Raw genomic sequence first — 15,174 nt, 5'->3', positions numbered from 1 at the left:
GTTATCAATCGAAGGAACCGCCGATGGACGATCAACTGAAGCAGAGCGCGCTCGATTTTCACCAGTATCCACAGCCAGGGAAAATTCAGGTCTCTCCCACCAAACCGCTGGCGACGCAGCGCGATCTGGCGCTGGCCTATTCGCCGGGCGTGGCCGCGCCGTGCCTGGAAATCGCTGAGGATCCGCTGGCCGCGCATAAGTACACCGCGCGCGGCAATCTGGTGGGCGTGATCTCCAACGGCACCGCCGTGCTGGGGCTGGGCAATATCGGCGCGCTGGCGGGCAAGCCGGTAATGGAGGGCAAGGGCGTACTGTTTAAAAAATTCGCCGGCATCGACGTGTTTGATATTGAAGTCGACGAGCAGGACCCCGACCGCCTTATCGAAGTGATCGCCGCGCTGGAGCCAACCTTCGGCGGCATCAACCTGGAGGATATCAAAGCGCCGGAGTGCTTCTATATTGAAAAAGCGCTGCGCGAGCGGATGAAAATTCCGGTGTTCCATGACGACCAGCACGGCACCGCGATTATCTGTACCGCCGCAGTGCTGAACGGTCTGCGTATCGTGCAAAAGACCATTTCCGACGTGCGGTTGGTGGTTTCCGGCGCAGGCGCTTCCGCTATCGCCTGCATGAACCTGCTGGTAGAGCTGGGGATGCAGAAACACAATATCATCGTCTGCGATTCGAAAGGGGTGATCTGGCAGGGGCGCGATGCGCAGATGGCTGAAACCAAAGCCGCTTACGCCATTCCCGATAACGGCATGCGTCAGCTGGCGGAGGCGATTGTCGGCGCGGATATTTTCCTCGGCTGTTCCGGCCCGAAGGTGCTGACGCCGGAGATGGTGAAAAGCATGGCGCCCAATCCGCTGATTCTGGCGCTGGCTAACCCGGAGCCGGAGATCCTGCCGCCGCTGGCAAAGTCGGTGCGCCCGGATGCGATTATCTGCACAGGCCGTTCCGATTACCCTAACCAGGTGAACAATGTGCTCTGCTTCCCGTTTATCTTCCGCGGCGCGCTGGATGTCGGGGCGACGGCGATCAACGAACAGATGAAGCTGGCGGCGGTGCACGCCATCGCTGAACTGGCGCTGGCGGAGCAGAGCGACGTGGTCGCCTCCGCCTACGGCGATGAAGAACTCTCTTTTGGCCCCGACTATCTGATTCCCAAACCCTTCGACCCGCGACTGATCGTCCAGATCGCGCCGGCGGTGGCGAAGGCGGCGATGGCGTCGGGCGTGGCGACGCGTCCTATCGCCGATTTCGATGCCTACCGCGAAAAGCTGACCGAGTTTGTCTATAAAACCAACCTCTTTATGAAGCCGGTGTTCGCCCAGGCGCGCAAAGAGCCGAAGCGGGTAGTGCTGGCGGAAGGGGAGGAGGCGCGCGTGCTGCACGCCACGCAGGAGCTGGTTTCGCTCGGGCTGGCGAAGCCGATCCTGATTGGCCGCCCGAATGTGATCGCCATGCGCCTGCAAAAGCTGGGGCTGAAAATCGAGGCGGGCAAAGATTTCGACGTGGTGAACAATGAATCCGATCCGCGTTTTAAAGCCTACTGGAGTGAGTATTACCAGATGATGAAGCGGCGCGGCGTTTCGCCGGAGCAGGCGCAGCGCGCGGTAATCGGCAATCCTACGCTGATCGGCGCGATTATGGTGCATCGCGGCGAGGCGGACGCGATGATCTGCGGCACCATCGGCGATTATAAAGAACACTACACGATCCTTGAGCGGGTGTTCGGCTTCCGGCCGGGCATTAACGTCGCGGGCGCGATGAACGCGCTGCTGCTGCCGAGCGGCAACACCTTTATCGCCGATACCTATGTCAACGAAGATCCGTCGCCGGAGCAACTGGCGGAGCTGACCATTATGGCGGCGGAAACGGTGAGACGCTTCGGCATCGAGCCGAAGGTGGCGCTGCTGTCGCACTCCAGTTTCGGCGCGTCGGACGCACCGGCGGCGCGCAAAATGCGCGACACGCTTGAACTGGTGAAGGCGCGCGCGCCGGAACTGGAGATCGATGGCGAGATGCACGGCGACGCCGCGCTGGTGGAGAGCATCCGTCAGGATCTGATGCCCGACAGCCCGCTGAAAGGCTCCGCTAACGTGCTGATTATGCCTAACGTCGAGGCGGCGCGGATTAGTTACAACCTACTGCGCGTCTCCTGTTCGGAGGGCGTCACCGTCGGCCCGGTGCTAATGGGCATCGCCAGGCCTGTGCATGTGCTGACGCCGATCTCGTCGGTGCGGCGCATTGTCAATATGGTGGCGCTGGCGGTAGTGGAGGCGCAGACGCAGCCGCTGTAACCAGAAGATTGAGAAAAGCGTCCCGCGTCATAAGCGGCGCGGGACGGATTGTCATCAGGGACGCTTTGCCGTGTGACAACCGGCCCCGTTATTCATTTCGGGCGTTAATTTTGCAGCCACGCTTTCACCGGCAGAAAGTCAGTGTAGAGCGCCGCTTCCGGCGAACCCGGCTCCGGCTGATAGTCATATTCCCAGCGCACCAGCGGCGGCATCGACATCAAAATCGACTCGGTGCGTCCGCCGGTTTGCAGGCCAAACAGCGTGCCGCGATCCCATACCAGATTAAATTCCACGTAGCGCCCGCGGCGATAGAGCTGGAACTGACGCTCGCGCTCGCCCCACGGGATGCCTTTACGACGCTGCACGATGGGCAGATAGCCATCCAGGAAACCCTGGCCGACCGCGCGGGTAAAGGCGAAGCAGCGCTCGAAATCAGGGGTGTTCAGGTCGTCGAAAAAGAGGCCGCCGATGCCGCGCTGTTCGCCGCGGTGTTTCAGGAAGAAGTAGTCATCGCACCATTTTTTATAGCGCGGATAGACCTCCGCGCCGAACGGTCGGCAGAGATCGGCAGCGGTCTGATGCCAGTGAATCGCATCCTCTTCAAAGCCGTAGAACGGCGTCAGGTCGAAGCCGCCGCCAAACCACCAGACCGGATCGGCGCCCGGTTTTTCCGCGATAAAAAAGCGCACGTTGGCGTGGCTGGTGGGGATATAAGGGTTTTCCGGGTGGATCACCAGCGAAACGCCCAGCGCCTCAAAGCTGCGTCCCGCCAGCTCAGGGCGGTGCGCGGTGGCGGAGGCGGGCATCTGGTCGCCATGGACGTGGGAGAAGTTGACCCCGGCCTGTTCAAAGACCGCGCCCTGACGCAGCACGCGGCTGCGTCCGCCGCCGCCGCCGGGACGCGTCCAGCTGTCTTCCTGGAATTGACCGGCGCCGTCCGCCAGTTCCAGCTGCTGACAGATCTCATCCTGGAGCGTCAGCAAAAAGGCTTTTACCTGTTCGATATTGGGAGCATTCATATTCGCTTCACTGTGTTGTAAAAAAGGGCCGTGCGGCCCTTTTGCGTCAGTGTGAGGAGTATACCTAACCGGGGCGATGATTGTGGCGGTCAAATTCGTTAAAAAAGCTGACGATGCCGTCGGCAATGGCGCCGGCGATTTTCTGCCGGAAGGCGGTGGTGCCCAACAGCCGCTCCTCTTCCGGGTTGGTAATAAAAGAGGTTTCTACCAGCACTGAGGGAATCGACGGCGACTTCAGCACGGCGAAGGCGGCCTGTTCGGTATGCTGGCTGTGCAGATGATGCACCGGACGGATCTGCTTGAGGATATGGCTGCCGAGCGTCAGGCTGTTTTTAATCGTATCCGTTTGCACCAGGTCGAACAGCACCTGCTGTAGCAAGGGATTATCGCTCTGCGTCTTGATGCCGCCGACCTTATCGGCGGCGTTCTCTTTTTCCGACAGGTAGCGCGCCATCGCGCTGCTGGCGCCGCGATTCGACAGGGCGAAAACCGACGCGCCGTTGGCGCTGGGGCTGGTAAAGCCGTCGGCGTGAATCGACATAAACAGATCGGCGCCGTGCTGGTGAGCGATCTCTACCCGCTGCGCCAGCGGAATGAAGTGGTCGCTTTCGCGCGTCAGGCGCGCCTCGATGCCGTTATGCTGGCTCAGGATCTGGCGGATGTTATGCGCGATCTCCAGCACGATATGTTTTTCTTCACTGCCTTCTTCACCCACCGCGCCGGAATCGATGCCGCCATGACCCGGATCGAGCATCACGATTTTTTTGCCGTTGGCGGGGCGTTGCGGCCGCGCGGCGGACAGGCTGGCGCGTTCGGTTTTCGCCAGCGCGCGCGTGGTCGGCAACAGCGCCAGGGCGAGGCCGGAAAGCAGAAGCTGGCGTCGTGTGTTGGGGGGCAGATCATTTTTCATGGCGGCGTCCATAGATAAAAAGATGTTATAACCTAACGGGCGATCGCGTTTCGACAGGGAAGCTGTTTCAGGCTTTTGCTATTTATTTCAGCCAAATACCCAGCAGGCACGATTTTTTTTCCCGGCAGGCGCGCCGCGAGGGTTGCGCCGGGAAAAGAATGCGTGATAATCAACGAATTGTGAGTAACATCTGAGATAATTTCATGGAAATCCGCGCATTCCGCCAGGAAGACTTCGAGGAAGTCATTACGCTTTGGGAACGTTGCGATCTGTTAAGACCGTGGAACGATCCGGAAATGGATATCGAACGTAAATTAAATCACGATCCCGATCTGTTTCTGGTGGCGGTGGTCGGCGGCGAAATCGTCGGCACCTTAATGGGCGGCTACGACGGCCACCGCGGTTCCGTCTATTACCTGGGCGTGCATCCTGACTATCGCGGACGCGGCTTCGCGAATGCGCTGCTCAACCGCCTTGAGAAAAAGCTGATCGCACGCGGCTGCCCTAAAATCAACCTGATCGTGCGCGAAGAAAATGACGCCGTGATCGGCTTTTACGAAAAGCTGGATTACGACATGCAGGATGCGGTCTGCCTGGGCAAACGCCTGATTGAAGATCGTGAGTATTAATCGGCTCGGGCCATCGCGCTGCGGCCGCTTTGCTTATCTATGACGCCTTTCTTGCCCGACGATTACGACCATAAAGGCCAGCTGCGCCTGCCGCTGGCCTTTTGGCTTATTCTGCTGTTGCAGGCGCGCACCTGGGTGTTGTTTGTGATGGCAGGCGCCTCGCGCCAGCAGGGCAGCGATCTGCTGGCCCTCTTCTATCCCGACAGCGATACTTTCTGGCTCGGCTTAGGGCTGGGCGTGCCCGCCGCCCTTGGGCTGCTGCTGACCGGCTACCGGCAGCGCTGGCCGCGGCTCTGGCATGCCTGGCGCTGGGTACTGTGCGCCAGCCTGCTGCTGAGCCTGGCGCTGACGCTCTGGCAGAGCGGCCAGGAAGGGGATTTCTCCACGCCGGCGCTCTGGCTGCCCGCGCTGTTCGATCTGCTGGCGCTCTGCTGGCTGCTTTTCAGCGCGCGCCTGAAGGCCTGTTTCGACAGAGAGCTGAATCGCGCCGAATAAAACTTTTTGCGCGTATGCGACTCCAACTTCACTGGCGAACGTCGCGTAACCACTTCAGGAGTTGATATGAAATCTCTACGCCCGGCATTTATTGTCGCGACTTTATTACTGGCAGGCTGCGCCAGCAGCGGCACGCAGCACAGTGAATCGAGCTGGTGGAATCCGCTCGACTGGTCCTGGTCCTCTCTGTGGCCGGGCAACTGGTTCGGGGCGTCGCTGACCGTTACCGAGCAGGGCGTCGGCGGCATTACCGGCGCGACGCCGCTGCGGGAGAGCGCCATCAGCGCCGGCCTGAACGGTGATTACCGCCTGCGCCAGGGAATGCGCGGCGAGCAGGGCGGCGTAGTCACCTTCTGGCAGGCGCTGACGGATAATGAAGTGAAGCTGACCTTCAGCGGTAAAGATACCGTCAGCCGTATCGACGTAACGGATGCGAAAATCGCCAGCGCCGACGGCACGCGCATCGGCGACGCTTTCAGCGATCATTATCAGAAGGCGTTCGGTCACTGTCAGGCGGCGGCCGCTGCTGTACTGTGTCAGGCGCCGAACAGCCAGCACATTAGCTATCTCTATCAGGGCAAGTGGGCGGGCCCGGAAGGGCTGATTCCGCCGGACGACGTGCTGAAAAACTGGCAGGTCAGCAAAATTATCTGGCAGCGCTAACCAATCGCGGCGGCGGTCTCACCTTCCGCCGTCCCTTTCCGGTATGATAGGCCCTGTTTCGACCACTATCATTTCGGAGTAAACCCGCATGTCTCAACATCAGAGCGGCATCCTTATCGAGCACAGCCGCTTTGCCATCTGGCTGGAAGCCGGAGTTCAGGGCGACCTGAATGCGGTGCGCCAGGGCGTCAAAACCTTCCATCAACAGTTAACGCAGCTGCAACAGCGCTATCCCGACGCGGGACTGGGCGCCGTTGTCGCCTTCGGCAATGCGCTGTGGCGCGATTTGCAGCCGCCGCAGAGCGCGCCGGAACTGAAAGATTTTCAGCCGCTGGGGAAAAATATGGCGCCAGCCACCCAGCGCGATCTGCTGGTGCATATTCAGTCCCAGCGGCACGATGTGAATTTTACCCTGGCGCAGGCGGCGCTGGCGGCTTTTGGCCCGGCGGTGCGCATCGATGAAGAGACGCATGGTTTCCGCTGGACGGAAGATCGCGATCTATCCGGCTTCGTCGATGGCACCGAAAACCCGCAGGGCGAGCAGCGTCAGCAGGTGGCGATTATCGCTAACGGCGTCGACGCCGGGGGCAGCTATGTCTTTACCCAGCGCTGGGAGCATAACCTGGCGCAGCTGCAACGCCTGCCCGTGGAAAAGCAGGAACAGATGATAGGACGCACCAAGTTTGACAACGAGGAGCTGGAGGGCGACGCGCGTCCTGATACGTCGCACGTCAGCCGGGTCGATTTAAAAGAGAACGGGCAGGGGCTGAAGATCCTGCGTCAGAGCCTGCCTTACGGCACCGCCAGCGGCACTAACGGGCTCTATTTCATCGCCTACTGCGCGACGCTCTATAATATCGAGCAGCAGTTGCTGAGCATGTTCGGCGAGCGCGACGGTAAATTTGACGCTATGCTGCGCTTCACCAAACCGGTCAGCGGCGCTTTATGGTTCGCCCCTTCCGTCGATACGCTGCTGGCACTGTAATGCCGCGCCTTCAGGCCCGCCGCGCGCGGGCTTTTTAACGCCTGTCTGCTTTGCCGTTTTTCCGCTGAGCTTTCCCGCCGTCTTATGCTTTTTTCGACTTTTAAATCATCAAAAGATATATAAAACCGTTACAGCTTTGACCTGAGTTATAAATACACTGAGGGTACGGTGGTGTGAGCCGGATCAAGACTCAGGGTGTGAAATGAGATTTCCAATAGCGAATAAATTTCTCAGTGGCGCGGCGCTCTCCTTGCTGCTGGCCGCCAGCGCACAGGCGACCGAGCTGTTGAACAGCTCTTATGACGTGTCGCGCGAACTCTTTACGGCGCTGAACGCTCCCTTTGTCCAGCAGTGGGATGCCGCGCACCCGAACGACAAGCTCACTATCCGTCAGTCTCACGCGGGTTCCTCAAAGCAGGCGCTGGCCATTTTGCAGGGACTGAAGGCGGATGTGGTGACCTATAACCAGGTGACCGACGTCCAGATCCTGCACGACCGCGGCAAGCTGCTGCCTGCTGACTGGCAGACGCGCCTGCCGAATCACAGCTCACCTTTTTACTCCACCATGGCGTTTCTGGTGCGCAAAGGCAATCCGAAGCAGATCCATAGCTGGAACGACCTGGTGCGCAGCGACGTGAAGTTGATTTTCCCGAATCCGAAAACCTCCGGCAACGGACGCTATACGTGGCTGGCGGCCTGGGGCGCAGCGGAACAGGCCAATCAGGGCGATCGCGCCAAAACCGAACAGTTTATGACGCAGTTTGTAAAAAACGTCGAAGTATTTGATACCGGCGGTCGCGGCGCCACCACCACCTTTGTCGATCGCGGGCTGGGCGACGTGCTGATCAGCTTCGAGTCGGAAGTGAACGCCATTCGTCAGCAGTATGCGGATCAGGGCTACGAGGTGATCGTGCCTGACGTCGATATTCTGGCGGAATTTCCGGTCGCCTGGCTGGATAAAAATGTGACGAAGAATCAGACCACGGAGGCGGCGAAAGCCTATCTCAACTATCTCTATACGCCGCCGGCGCAAAAAATCATGATGCAATTTTACTATCGGGTGAATAACCCGCAGCTGATGGCGCAGGCGAAGTTTCCGCAAACCAACCTGTTTCGCGTAGAGGATCGCTTTGGCGGCTGGGAAAAGGCGATGAAGACCCATTTCGCCAGCGGCGGCGAGCTGGATAAGCTGTTAGCGGCGGGGCGTGGTTAATGTTCTTAGCAAGTAGTAAGCGCGTACTTCCGGGATTCGGCATCAGCCTCGGCAGCAGCCTGTTCTTTACCTGTCTGATCCTGCTGCTGCCGCTGAGCGCCCTGCTGATGCAGCTGTCGCAAATGTCGCTCGCGCAGTACTGGGAAGTGATTACTAACCCGCAGGTGGTAGCGGCCTATAAGGTGACACTGCTCTCGGCGGGCGTGGCGTCAATCTTCAATGCGCTGTTCGGCATGCTGATGGCCTGGATTTTGACGCGCTATCGTTTCCCCGGCCGTAGCCTGCTCGACGGGCTGATGGACCTGCCGTTCGCGCTGCCGACGGCGGTGGCGGGCCTGACGCTGGCGGGGCTGTTTTCGGTCAACGGCTGGTACGGTCAGTGGCTGGCGCAGTTCGATATCAAAGTTTCTTATACCTGGCTGGGCATCGCCGTGGCGATGGCCTTTACCAGCATCCCGTTTGTGGTGCGCACCGTCCAGCCGGTGCTGGAAGAGCTGGGACCTGAGTATGAAGAGGCGGCGCAAACCCTCGGCGCGACGCCGTGGCAAAGCTTTCGTCGCGTGGTGCTGCCGGAAGTGGCGCCAGCGCTGCTGGCGGGCACCGCGCTCTCTTTTACTCGCAGTCTGGGCGAGTTCGGCGCGGTGATCTTTATCGCCGGCAATATCGCCTGGAAGACGGAAGTGACCTCGTTGATGATTTTTATTCGCCTGCAGGAGTTCGACTATCCGGCCGCCAGCGCCATCGCGTCGGTGATCCTCGCCGCCTCGCTGCTGCTGCTGTTCGCGATTAACACGTTGCAGAGCCGCTTTGGTCGTCGTTTGGGAGGTCACTAATGGCTGACGTTACACAATTGAACGGCGTGGCGCGCCAGCGTATCAACTGGGGCAAATGGCTGCTGATCGCGCTTGGCGTGCTGATCTCGTTTCTGCTGCTGGTAGTGCCGCTGATCGCGATTTTCACCGAGGCGCTGGCGCAGGGCGTGGTCGCCGCACTGAGCAACCTGACCGATCCCGATATGCTGCACGCTATCTGGCTGACGGTGCTGGTGGCGCTGATTACCGTGCCGGTTAATCTGGTGTTCGGTACGCTGCTCGCCTGGCTGGTGACGCGTTTTACCTTCCCCGGACGCCAGCTGCTGCTGACACTGTTCGATATCCCGTTTGCGGTGTCGCCGGTGGTGGCGGGCCTGATTTATCTGCTGTTCTGGGGCGTTAACGGTCCCATCGGCGGCTGGCTTGACGCGCACAGCATTCAGCTGATGTTCTCGTGGCCCGGCATTGTGATGGCGACCATCTTCGTGACCTGCCCATTTGTGGTGCGCGAACTGGTGCCGGTGATGCTCAGCCAGGGCAGCCAGGAAGACGAAGCGGCGGTGCTGCTGGGCGCGTCGGGCTGGCAAATGTTTCGCCGCGTCACGCTGCCCAACATCCGCTGGGCGCTGCTCTACGGCGTGGTGCTGACTAACGCGCGCGCCATCGGCGAATTTGGCGCGGTCTCGGTGGTGTCGGGATCGATTCGCGGCGAGACCTATACGCTGCCGCTGCAGGTTGAATTACTGCATCAGGACTACAACACCGTCGGCGCTTTTACCGCTGCCGCGCTGCTGACCCTGATGGCGATAGTGACACTGTTTCTGAAAAGCGCGCTGCAATGGCGGTTAGAGAACCAGCAGAAGCGTTTACAGCAGGAGGGAAATCATGAGCATTGAGATTAATCAGATCAACAAGTCTTTTGGCCGTACGCGCGTGCTTAACGACATCTCACTGGATATTCCTTCTGGTCAGATGGTAGCGTTGCTGGGGCCGTCCGGCTCCGGTAAAACCACGCTGCTGCGTATTATCGCCGGGCTGGAGCATCAGAACAGCGGACATCTGCGTTTCCATGACAAAGATGTCACCCGACTGCACGCGCGTGACCGTCAGGTCGGTTTTGTTTTCCAGCATTATGCGCTGTTCCGCCATATGACGGTCTTCGACAATATCGCTTTCGGGCTGACGGTACTGCCTAAGCGCGAACGTCCTTCAACCCAGGCGATCAAACAGAAGGTGACGCAGCTGCTGGAAATGGTGCAGCTGGGCCATTTGGCGAACCGCTATCCGGCCCAGCTTTCCGGCGGCCAGAAGCAGCGCGTGGCGCTGGCGCGCGCGCTGGCCGTGGAACCCCAGATTTTGCTGCTGGATGAGCCCTTCGGCGCGCTCGATGCGCAGGTGCGTAAAGAGCTGCGCCGCTGGCTGCGTCAGCTGCATGAAGAACTGAAATTCACCAGCGTTTTCGTTACCCACGATCAGGAAGAGGCGATGGAAGTGGCCGATCGGGTGGTGGTGATGAGCCAGGGCAATATCGAGCAGGTGGGCACGCCGGATGAAGTGTGGCGCGAACCGGCCAGTCGCTTTGTGCTGGAGTTCCTGGGCGAAGTCAACCGCTTCGATGCTGAAGTTCACGGCTCCCAGTTCCATGTCGGCGCGCACCACTGGCCGCTGGGCTATACGCCAGCCGGGCAGGGCGCAGTAGAACTCTTTCTGCGTCCGTGGGAGATCGACGTCAGCCGCCAGAGCAGCCTGGAAACTCCGCTGCCGGTGCAGATCCTGGAACTGAGCCCGCGCGGTCACTTCTGGCAGCTGGTGGTGCAGCCGCTCGGCTGGCAGGCGGAACCCTTCAGCCTGGTGTTCGACGGCGAGCAAACGGCCCCGCTGCGCGGCGAGCGACTTTACGTTGGGCTACAACAGGCGCGGCTTTATCAGGGCAATACCCCGCTGCGCGCGGTTGCCTTTGCCGAAAGCGCCTGATATTTTCTCACTTCTTATAGCGTGCCAGGGCGGGATTTTCCCGCCCGCTTCATTTTGCCTGCCGGGAAAAATATCGTGACCACTCTGGAAAACACCATCGGCAATACGCCGTTGATTACATTACAGCGCCTGACGCCCGCCAACGGCAGCGAGATCTGGCTGAAGCTGGAGGGTAATAATCCCGCCGGTTCAGTGAAAGATCGCGCTGCGCTGTCGATGATCCAGCGCGCCGAACAGCGCGGCGAAATCAGCCCCGGCGATCTGCTGATTGAAGCGACCAGCGGCAATACCGGCATTGCGCTGGCGATGATCGCCGCAATGAAGGGATATCGCCTGAAGCTGCTGATGCCGGATAATATGAGCCAGGAGCGTCAGGCGGCGATGCGCGCCTACGGCGCCGAGCTGGTGCTGGTCAGCCGCGAGCAGGGCATGGAAGGGGCGCGCGATCTGGCCCAGGCGATGGCGGCGCGCGGCGAAGGCAAGGTGCTGGATCAGTTCAACAACCCGGACAACCCGCTGGGCCACTACGCCACTACCGGCCCGGAGATCTGGCGTCAAAGCCACGGGCGCCTCACCCATTTCGTTTCCAGCATGGGCACCACCGGCACCATTACCGGCGTCGGTCGCTATCTGAAAGAACAAAACCCGCAGGTGCAGATTATCGGGCTACAGCCGCAGGAGGGCAGCAGCATACCTGGCATTCGCCGCTGGCCCGCCGCCTATATGCCGGGCATCTACCAGCCTGAGCTGATCGATCGCATTGTGGATATGGCGCAGCAGGAGGCCGAAGAGACCATGCGGCAGCTGGCGCGGCGTGAAGGCATCTTCTGCGGCGTCAGCTCCGGCGGCGCGGTGGCGGGCGCCATTCGCATCGCCACGGAAAATCCGGGCAGCGTGGTGGTCGCTATTATCTGCGACCGCGGCGACCGCTACCTTTCCACCGGCGTCTATTAAAAAAACGGCCCCTTCAGGGGCCGTTTCCATATCCGGGCTCTGTCGCCGTCAACGGAGGCTATTCACGCTCCAGCGCGTGAATAGGATCGAGCCGTGCCGCGCGTCGCGCCGGGAAAAAGCCGAAGATAACCCCGATCAGGCTGGAGCAGACGAAGGCCGCCACGATTGAGAAGGGTGAATAAATCATGCCGAAGCTGCTGGTGGTCTGCGCCAGGATAATGCCCGGCACCAGCGACAGCAGCACGCCGATAATGCCGCCGGTGAGACACACCAGCACCGCCTCAATCAGGAACTGCTGCATAATATCGCTGGCACGCGCGCCGACCGCCATGCGCACGCCGATCTCGCGCGTGCGCTCCGTGACCGACACCAGCATGATATTCATCACGCCGATGCCGCCGACCAGCAGCGAAATCAGCGCGATCATCGCCACCAGCAGCGTCATGGTATTGGTGGTGGTTTCAATTGTCTGACGAATGCTGTCGGTGTTGAGGATAAAGAAATCCTTGCCATTATGGCGCTGCGTCAGCAGGCGCGTCACGCCCTGTTCCGCCAGTGACAGATCGATGTTGTCGCGCACCCTGACGGTAATGCCGCTCAGCCAGGTTTGTCCGACCATGCGCTTCATTACCGTGGTGTAGGGCACCCACAGGTTAAGGTTGCTGTCGCTGCCGAAGCTGCTCTGGCGCGTGGCGACGCCGATAATCCGCACCGGCATATTGCCGAAGAGCACCACCTGGCCCAGCGGATTTTCGCCGTTCGGGAAGAGACGCTTCAGGGTGTTTTCATCAATCACCGCCTCCTGCGCCAGGCGATCGACGCCCTGACGATCGAACGCCATCCCCTGCGACAGACGATAGCCGCGCACGGCGAAGAACTGCTCGCCGACGCCGTTGACCATCACTGAAAGCGCCTGGTTGCGATATTTCAGCGTGGTGCTGGCGGAGAGCGACGGCGTGACGCTATGGACATAGGGCTGATAGGCCAGCGCATCGGCATCGCTGGCGCGCAGCGTCTGAATGGCCGACGAATGCATATCGCCGAAATCGTTGCCGGGGAAAATGTCCAGCGTGCTGGTGCCCATCGCGCTGATCTCCTGCAGGATTTTCTGTTGCGACCCTTTCCCCAGCGCCACCACCGCCACGACCGAAGCGATGCCAATAATAATGCCGAGCATGGTGAGAAAGGTGCGCAGCCGCTGCGACAGCATTGAAACCAACGCCATACGAAACGCTTCGGTCAGCCGGTCGCGCGCGGCGCGCCAGGCGTTGCCCTGTTCGCGCTCAGTCAGCGCGCGCGGCGCGGCGGGCGCGACGCTCTGCTGGCGGCTGTCGCTGAGAATCTCCCCGTCACGGATCTCAATGATGCGCTGCGCATGCTGCGCAATTTGCATATCGTGCGTCACGATAACGATAGTGTGCCCTTGCTGATGCAGGTCGTGCAGGATGCGCATCACCTCTTCGCCGCTGTGGCTGTCGAGCGCGCCGGTCGGCTCATCGGCAAGAATGACTTCGCCGCCGTTCATCAGCGCGCGCGCAATACTGACGCGCTGCTGCTGGCCGCCGGAGAGCTGACCGGGCCGATAGTGGAGGCGCTCGCCGAGGCCGAGCCGGGTGAGCAGGGCGGCGGCGCGTTCACGGCGCGCCTGCGGCGCCTGGCCGGCATAGATCGCGGGCATTTCCGCATTGCCCAGCGCCGTCAGCTCGCTCAACAGGTGATAGCGCTGGAAGATAAAGCCGAAATGCTCGCGCCGCAGCGCCGCCAGCGCATCGTCATCCAGCGTGGAAACCGCCCGGCCGGCAACGCGGTATTCGCCGGCGCTCGACTTATCCAGGCAGCCGAGAATGTTCATCAACGTCGATTTGCCGGAGCCGGACTGCCCGACGATGGCGACGAACTCGCCTGAATCGATGCTCAGGTTGATGTCGCGCAGCACCTGCACCTGCTGTTCGCCGTTCTGAAAAGAGCGGCTGATGTTATGGAGTTCCAGCAGCGCCATCAGCGAGGCCCTGGACCGTGATCGGGGCTGCCTGACGTCGCATCCGCCGTAGCGCGCTGGCTCAGCACGACTTTCTCGCCCACCTTCAGGCCGGAGATAATTTCCGCTTCCACGTTATCGTTCAGGCCCACCTTTATTTCGCGTCGCGTGACGCGCTGCTGGTTGTCAACCACCTGCACCGACGTTTTGCCGTCGATAGTGTCGATGGCGGTTGCCGGGATCACCAGCGCATTCGGACGTTCGCCCAGCACGATATGCACCTCCGCCGACATGGAGATGCGCAGGCGGTGCTGCGGGTTAGGCACATCGAACAGACCGTAATAGTAGATCGCCTTTTTATCGCTGGCGCTACTTGATGAGCTGGTCAGGCTGCTGGTGCTGTCCTGGTTGATGGAGTCAGGCGCCGGTTCGATGGCGCGCAGCGTCGCCTCGTAGCGGCGGTTCGGTTCGCCGAGGATGGTGAACCAGACTTTCATGCCCGGCTGGACGTTGATCACGTCGGCTTCGGAAATCTGCGCTTTCACCGTCATGGTGTCGAGATTCGCTACCTTGATCAGCGTCGGCGCGCTCTGTACGGCGTTAACCGTCTGGCCTTCCTCAACCGGCACGGAGACCACGGTGCCGTCGATAGGGGAAACGATGCGGGTATAGCCCAGATTGACCTGCGCCGTGTTGACCTCAATCTGCGCCTGTACGATTTGCGCATCCAGCGCGCGGATTTCCGCTTCGGTAGCGCTCAGTGTCGTCAGCGCGTCGTCATAGTCCGCTTTCGGCGTCAGGTTTTTCGTCAGCATCGCTTTCTGGCGGGCAAAGGCCGCGCGATAGTTGCTCAACTGCGCCTCTTTGACCGCGCGCTGCGCTTCAATATTCTTTAGCGCCGCCTGCGCATTTTGCAGGGCGTTCTGCTGAGTCATGCTGTCGATCTCCGCGACCAGCTGCCCCTGTTTGACCTGATCGCCCAGCTCGACCAGCAGGCGCTTGATCTGACCGGACGCCTGCGCGCCGACGCTGACCAGCTTGCTGGCCGACAGCGTGCCGTCCGCCAGCACCGCCTGCTGTAACGGGCGCTGTTCTACGGTTGCGGTGAGAAACGCTGCCGGTCCCTGTTTCGGACGCAGCAGCGCCCAGACGACAACAGCAGCTACAATCAACAAAACCAGCAGCAAAAGTCCTTTACGGCTGAATAAGGTGCGGCGTAATGCCATGGCAAACATCCCT

At 60.6% G+C, this 15,174-nt stretch carries 14 protein-coding genes; 10 read left to right on the top strand and 4 right to left on the bottom strand.

Features of this window, described 5'->3' with window-relative positions; genetic code table 11:
- Window positions 1-23 precede the first annotated feature (23 nt).
- Complete coding sequence (maeB, locus tag C2E16_RS15210; RefSeq protein ID WP_084970269.1) at window positions 24-2,303, top strand: NADP-dependent oxaloacetate-decarboxylating malate dehydrogenase; 2,280 nt, start codon at window positions 24-26, stop codon at window positions 2,301-2,303.
- A gap of 104 nt (window positions 2,304-2,407) precedes the next feature.
- On the opposite strand, the gene hemF is transcribed toward maeB, so the two are convergent.
- Together hemF and amiA are read right to left on the bottom strand one after the other, a co-directional pair.
- Window positions 2,408-3,322, bottom strand: coding sequence for an oxygen-dependent coproporphyrinogen oxidase (hemF, locus tag C2E16_RS15205; RefSeq protein WP_104951556.1), 915 nt, complete (start codon window positions 3,320-3,322; stop codon window positions 2,408-2,410).
- Between the two features lie 64 nt (window positions 3,323-3,386).
- Window positions 3,387-4,232, bottom strand: a complete 846-nt coding sequence (gene amiA / locus C2E16_RS15200) for an N-acetylmuramoyl-L-alanine amidase AmiA (RefSeq protein WP_373996396.1) — start codon at window positions 4,230-4,232, stop codon at window positions 3,387-3,389.
- 203 nt (window positions 4,233-4,435) lie between these two features.
- On the opposite strand from amiA, the gene C2E16_RS15195 reads away from it, so the two are divergent.
- The 9 genes from C2E16_RS15195 to cysM all read left to right on the top strand — a co-directional run bounded on the left by C2E16_RS15195 (window position 4,436) and on the right by cysM (window position 11,957).
- Window positions 4,436-4,861, top strand: a complete 426-nt coding sequence (locus tag C2E16_RS15195; protein WP_038624866.1) for a GNAT family acetyltransferase — start codon at window positions 4,436-4,438, stop codon at window positions 4,859-4,861.
- 39 nt (window positions 4,862-4,900) lie between these two features.
- Entirely contained in the window at window positions 4,901-5,356 is a 456-nt protein-coding gene (locus C2E16_RS15190; protein WP_104951555.1) for a DUF2919 domain-containing protein, read from the top strand.
- A gap of 66 nt (window positions 5,357-5,422) precedes the next feature.
- The gene (locus tag C2E16_RS15185) at window positions 5,423-6,019 is read left to right on the top strand and encodes an RpoE-regulated lipoprotein (RefSeq protein ID WP_038624871.1); all 597 of its coding nucleotides are present in this window, start codon (window positions 5,423-5,425) and stop codon (window positions 6,017-6,019) included.
- Window positions 6,020-6,107: 88 nt separating this feature from the next.
- The gene (locus tag C2E16_RS15180) at window positions 6,108-7,004 is read left to right on the top strand and encodes a Dyp-type peroxidase (RefSeq protein ID WP_038624873.1); all 897 of its coding nucleotides are present in this window, start codon (window positions 6,108-6,110) and stop codon (window positions 7,002-7,004) included.
- A gap of 202 nt (window positions 7,005-7,206) precedes the next feature.
- Complete coding sequence (gene cysP, locus C2E16_RS15175; protein ID WP_084970267.1) at window positions 7,207-8,217, top strand: thiosulfate ABC transporter substrate-binding protein CysP; 1,011 nt, start codon at window positions 7,207-7,209, stop codon at window positions 8,215-8,217.
- Window positions 8,217-9,050 carry a sulfate/thiosulfate ABC transporter permease CysT gene (cysT, locus tag C2E16_RS15170; protein ID WP_038624877.1) on the top strand — a complete coding sequence of 278 codons (834 nt, stop codon included), beginning with the start codon at window positions 8,217-8,219 and terminating at the stop codon, window positions 9,048-9,050. The genes cysP and cysT overlap by 1 nt, the downstream gene beginning before the upstream one ends.
- Complete coding sequence (gene cysW / locus C2E16_RS15165; RefSeq protein ID WP_038624879.1) at window positions 9,050-9,925, top strand: sulfate/thiosulfate ABC transporter permease CysW; 876 nt, start codon at window positions 9,050-9,052, stop codon at window positions 9,923-9,925. Before cysT ends, cysW begins: the two co-directional genes overlap by 1 nt.
- A complete protein-coding gene (gene cysA / locus C2E16_RS15160; RefSeq protein ID WP_038624881.1) occupies window positions 9,915-11,003 on the top strand; it encodes a sulfate/thiosulfate ABC transporter ATP-binding protein CysA in 1,089 nt (362 codons plus the stop codon). The genes cysW and cysA overlap by 11 nt, the downstream gene beginning before the upstream one ends.
- Before the next feature lie 75 nt (window positions 11,004-11,078).
- A complete protein-coding gene (cysM, locus tag C2E16_RS15155; protein WP_038624883.1) occupies window positions 11,079-11,957 on the top strand; it encodes a cysteine synthase CysM in 879 nt (292 codons plus the stop codon).
- 58 nt (window positions 11,958-12,015) lie between these two features.
- Here the strand turns inward: cysM and C2E16_RS15150 are convergent, their stop codons facing one another.
- The gene (locus tag C2E16_RS15150) at window positions 12,016-13,956 is read right to left on the bottom strand and encodes a MacB family efflux pump subunit (RefSeq protein ID WP_104951554.1); all 1,941 of its coding nucleotides are present in this window, start codon (window positions 13,954-13,956) and stop codon (window positions 12,016-12,018) included.
- Complete coding sequence (locus tag C2E16_RS15145) at window positions 13,956-15,161, bottom strand: efflux RND transporter periplasmic adaptor subunit (RefSeq protein ID WP_038624887.1); 1,206 nt, start codon at window positions 15,159-15,161, stop codon at window positions 13,956-13,958. The genes C2E16_RS15150 and C2E16_RS15145 overlap by 1 nt, the downstream gene beginning before the upstream one ends.
- Window positions 15,162-15,174: the final 13 nt, after the last annotated feature.

It is taken from the genome of Mixta calida (assembly GCF_002953215.1).
Classification (GTDB): Bacteria; Pseudomonadota; Gammaproteobacteria; order Enterobacterales; family Enterobacteriaceae; genus Mixta; species Mixta calida.
This window is presented reverse-complemented; position numbering and strand designations above follow the sequence as displayed.

Excerpts from the sequence above, each read along its gene's own strand:
- cysA (WP_038624881.1), top strand. The coding sequence starts at position 9,915 with ATGAGCATTGAGATTAATCAGATCAACAAGTCTTTTGGCCGTACGCGC.
- amiA (WP_373996396.1), bottom strand. The coding sequence starts at position 4,232 with ATGAAAAATGATCTGCCCCCCAACACACGACGCCAGCTTCTGCTTTCC.
- maeB (WP_084970269.1), top strand. The coding sequence starts at position 24 with ATGGACGATCAACTGAAGCAGAGCGCGCTCGATTTTCACCAGTATCCA.
- C2E16_RS15195 (WP_038624866.1), top strand. The coding sequence starts at position 4,436 with ATGGAAATCCGCGCATTCCGCCAGGAAGACTTCGAGGAAGTCATTACG.
- C2E16_RS15185 (WP_038624871.1), top strand. The coding sequence starts at position 5,423 with ATGAAATCTCTACGCCCGGCATTTATTGTCGCGACTTTATTACTGGCA.
- hemF (WP_104951556.1), bottom strand. The coding sequence starts at position 3,322 with ATGAATGCTCCCAATATCGAACAGGTAAAAGCCTTTTTGCTGACGCTC.
- C2E16_RS15145 (WP_038624887.1), bottom strand. The coding sequence starts at position 15,161 with ATGGCATTACGCCGCACCTTATTCAGCCGTAAAGGACTTTTGCTGCTG.
- cysW (WP_038624879.1), top strand. The coding sequence starts at position 9,050 with ATGGCTGACGTTACACAATTGAACGGCGTGGCGCGCCAGCGTATCAAC.
- C2E16_RS15180 (WP_038624873.1), top strand. The coding sequence starts at position 6,108 with ATGTCTCAACATCAGAGCGGCATCCTTATCGAGCACAGCCGCTTTGCC.
- C2E16_RS15150 (WP_104951554.1), bottom strand. The coding sequence starts at position 13,956 with ATGGCGCTGCTGGAACTCCATAACATCAGCCGCTCTTTTCAGAACGGC.
- C2E16_RS15190 (WP_104951555.1), top strand. The coding sequence starts at position 4,901 with ATGACGCCTTTCTTGCCCGACGATTACGACCATAAAGGCCAGCTGCGC.
- cysP (WP_084970267.1), top strand. The coding sequence starts at position 7,207 with ATGAGATTTCCAATAGCGAATAAATTTCTCAGTGGCGCGGCGCTCTCC.
- cysT (WP_038624877.1), top strand. The coding sequence starts at position 8,217 with ATGTTCTTAGCAAGTAGTAAGCGCGTACTTCCGGGATTCGGCATCAGC.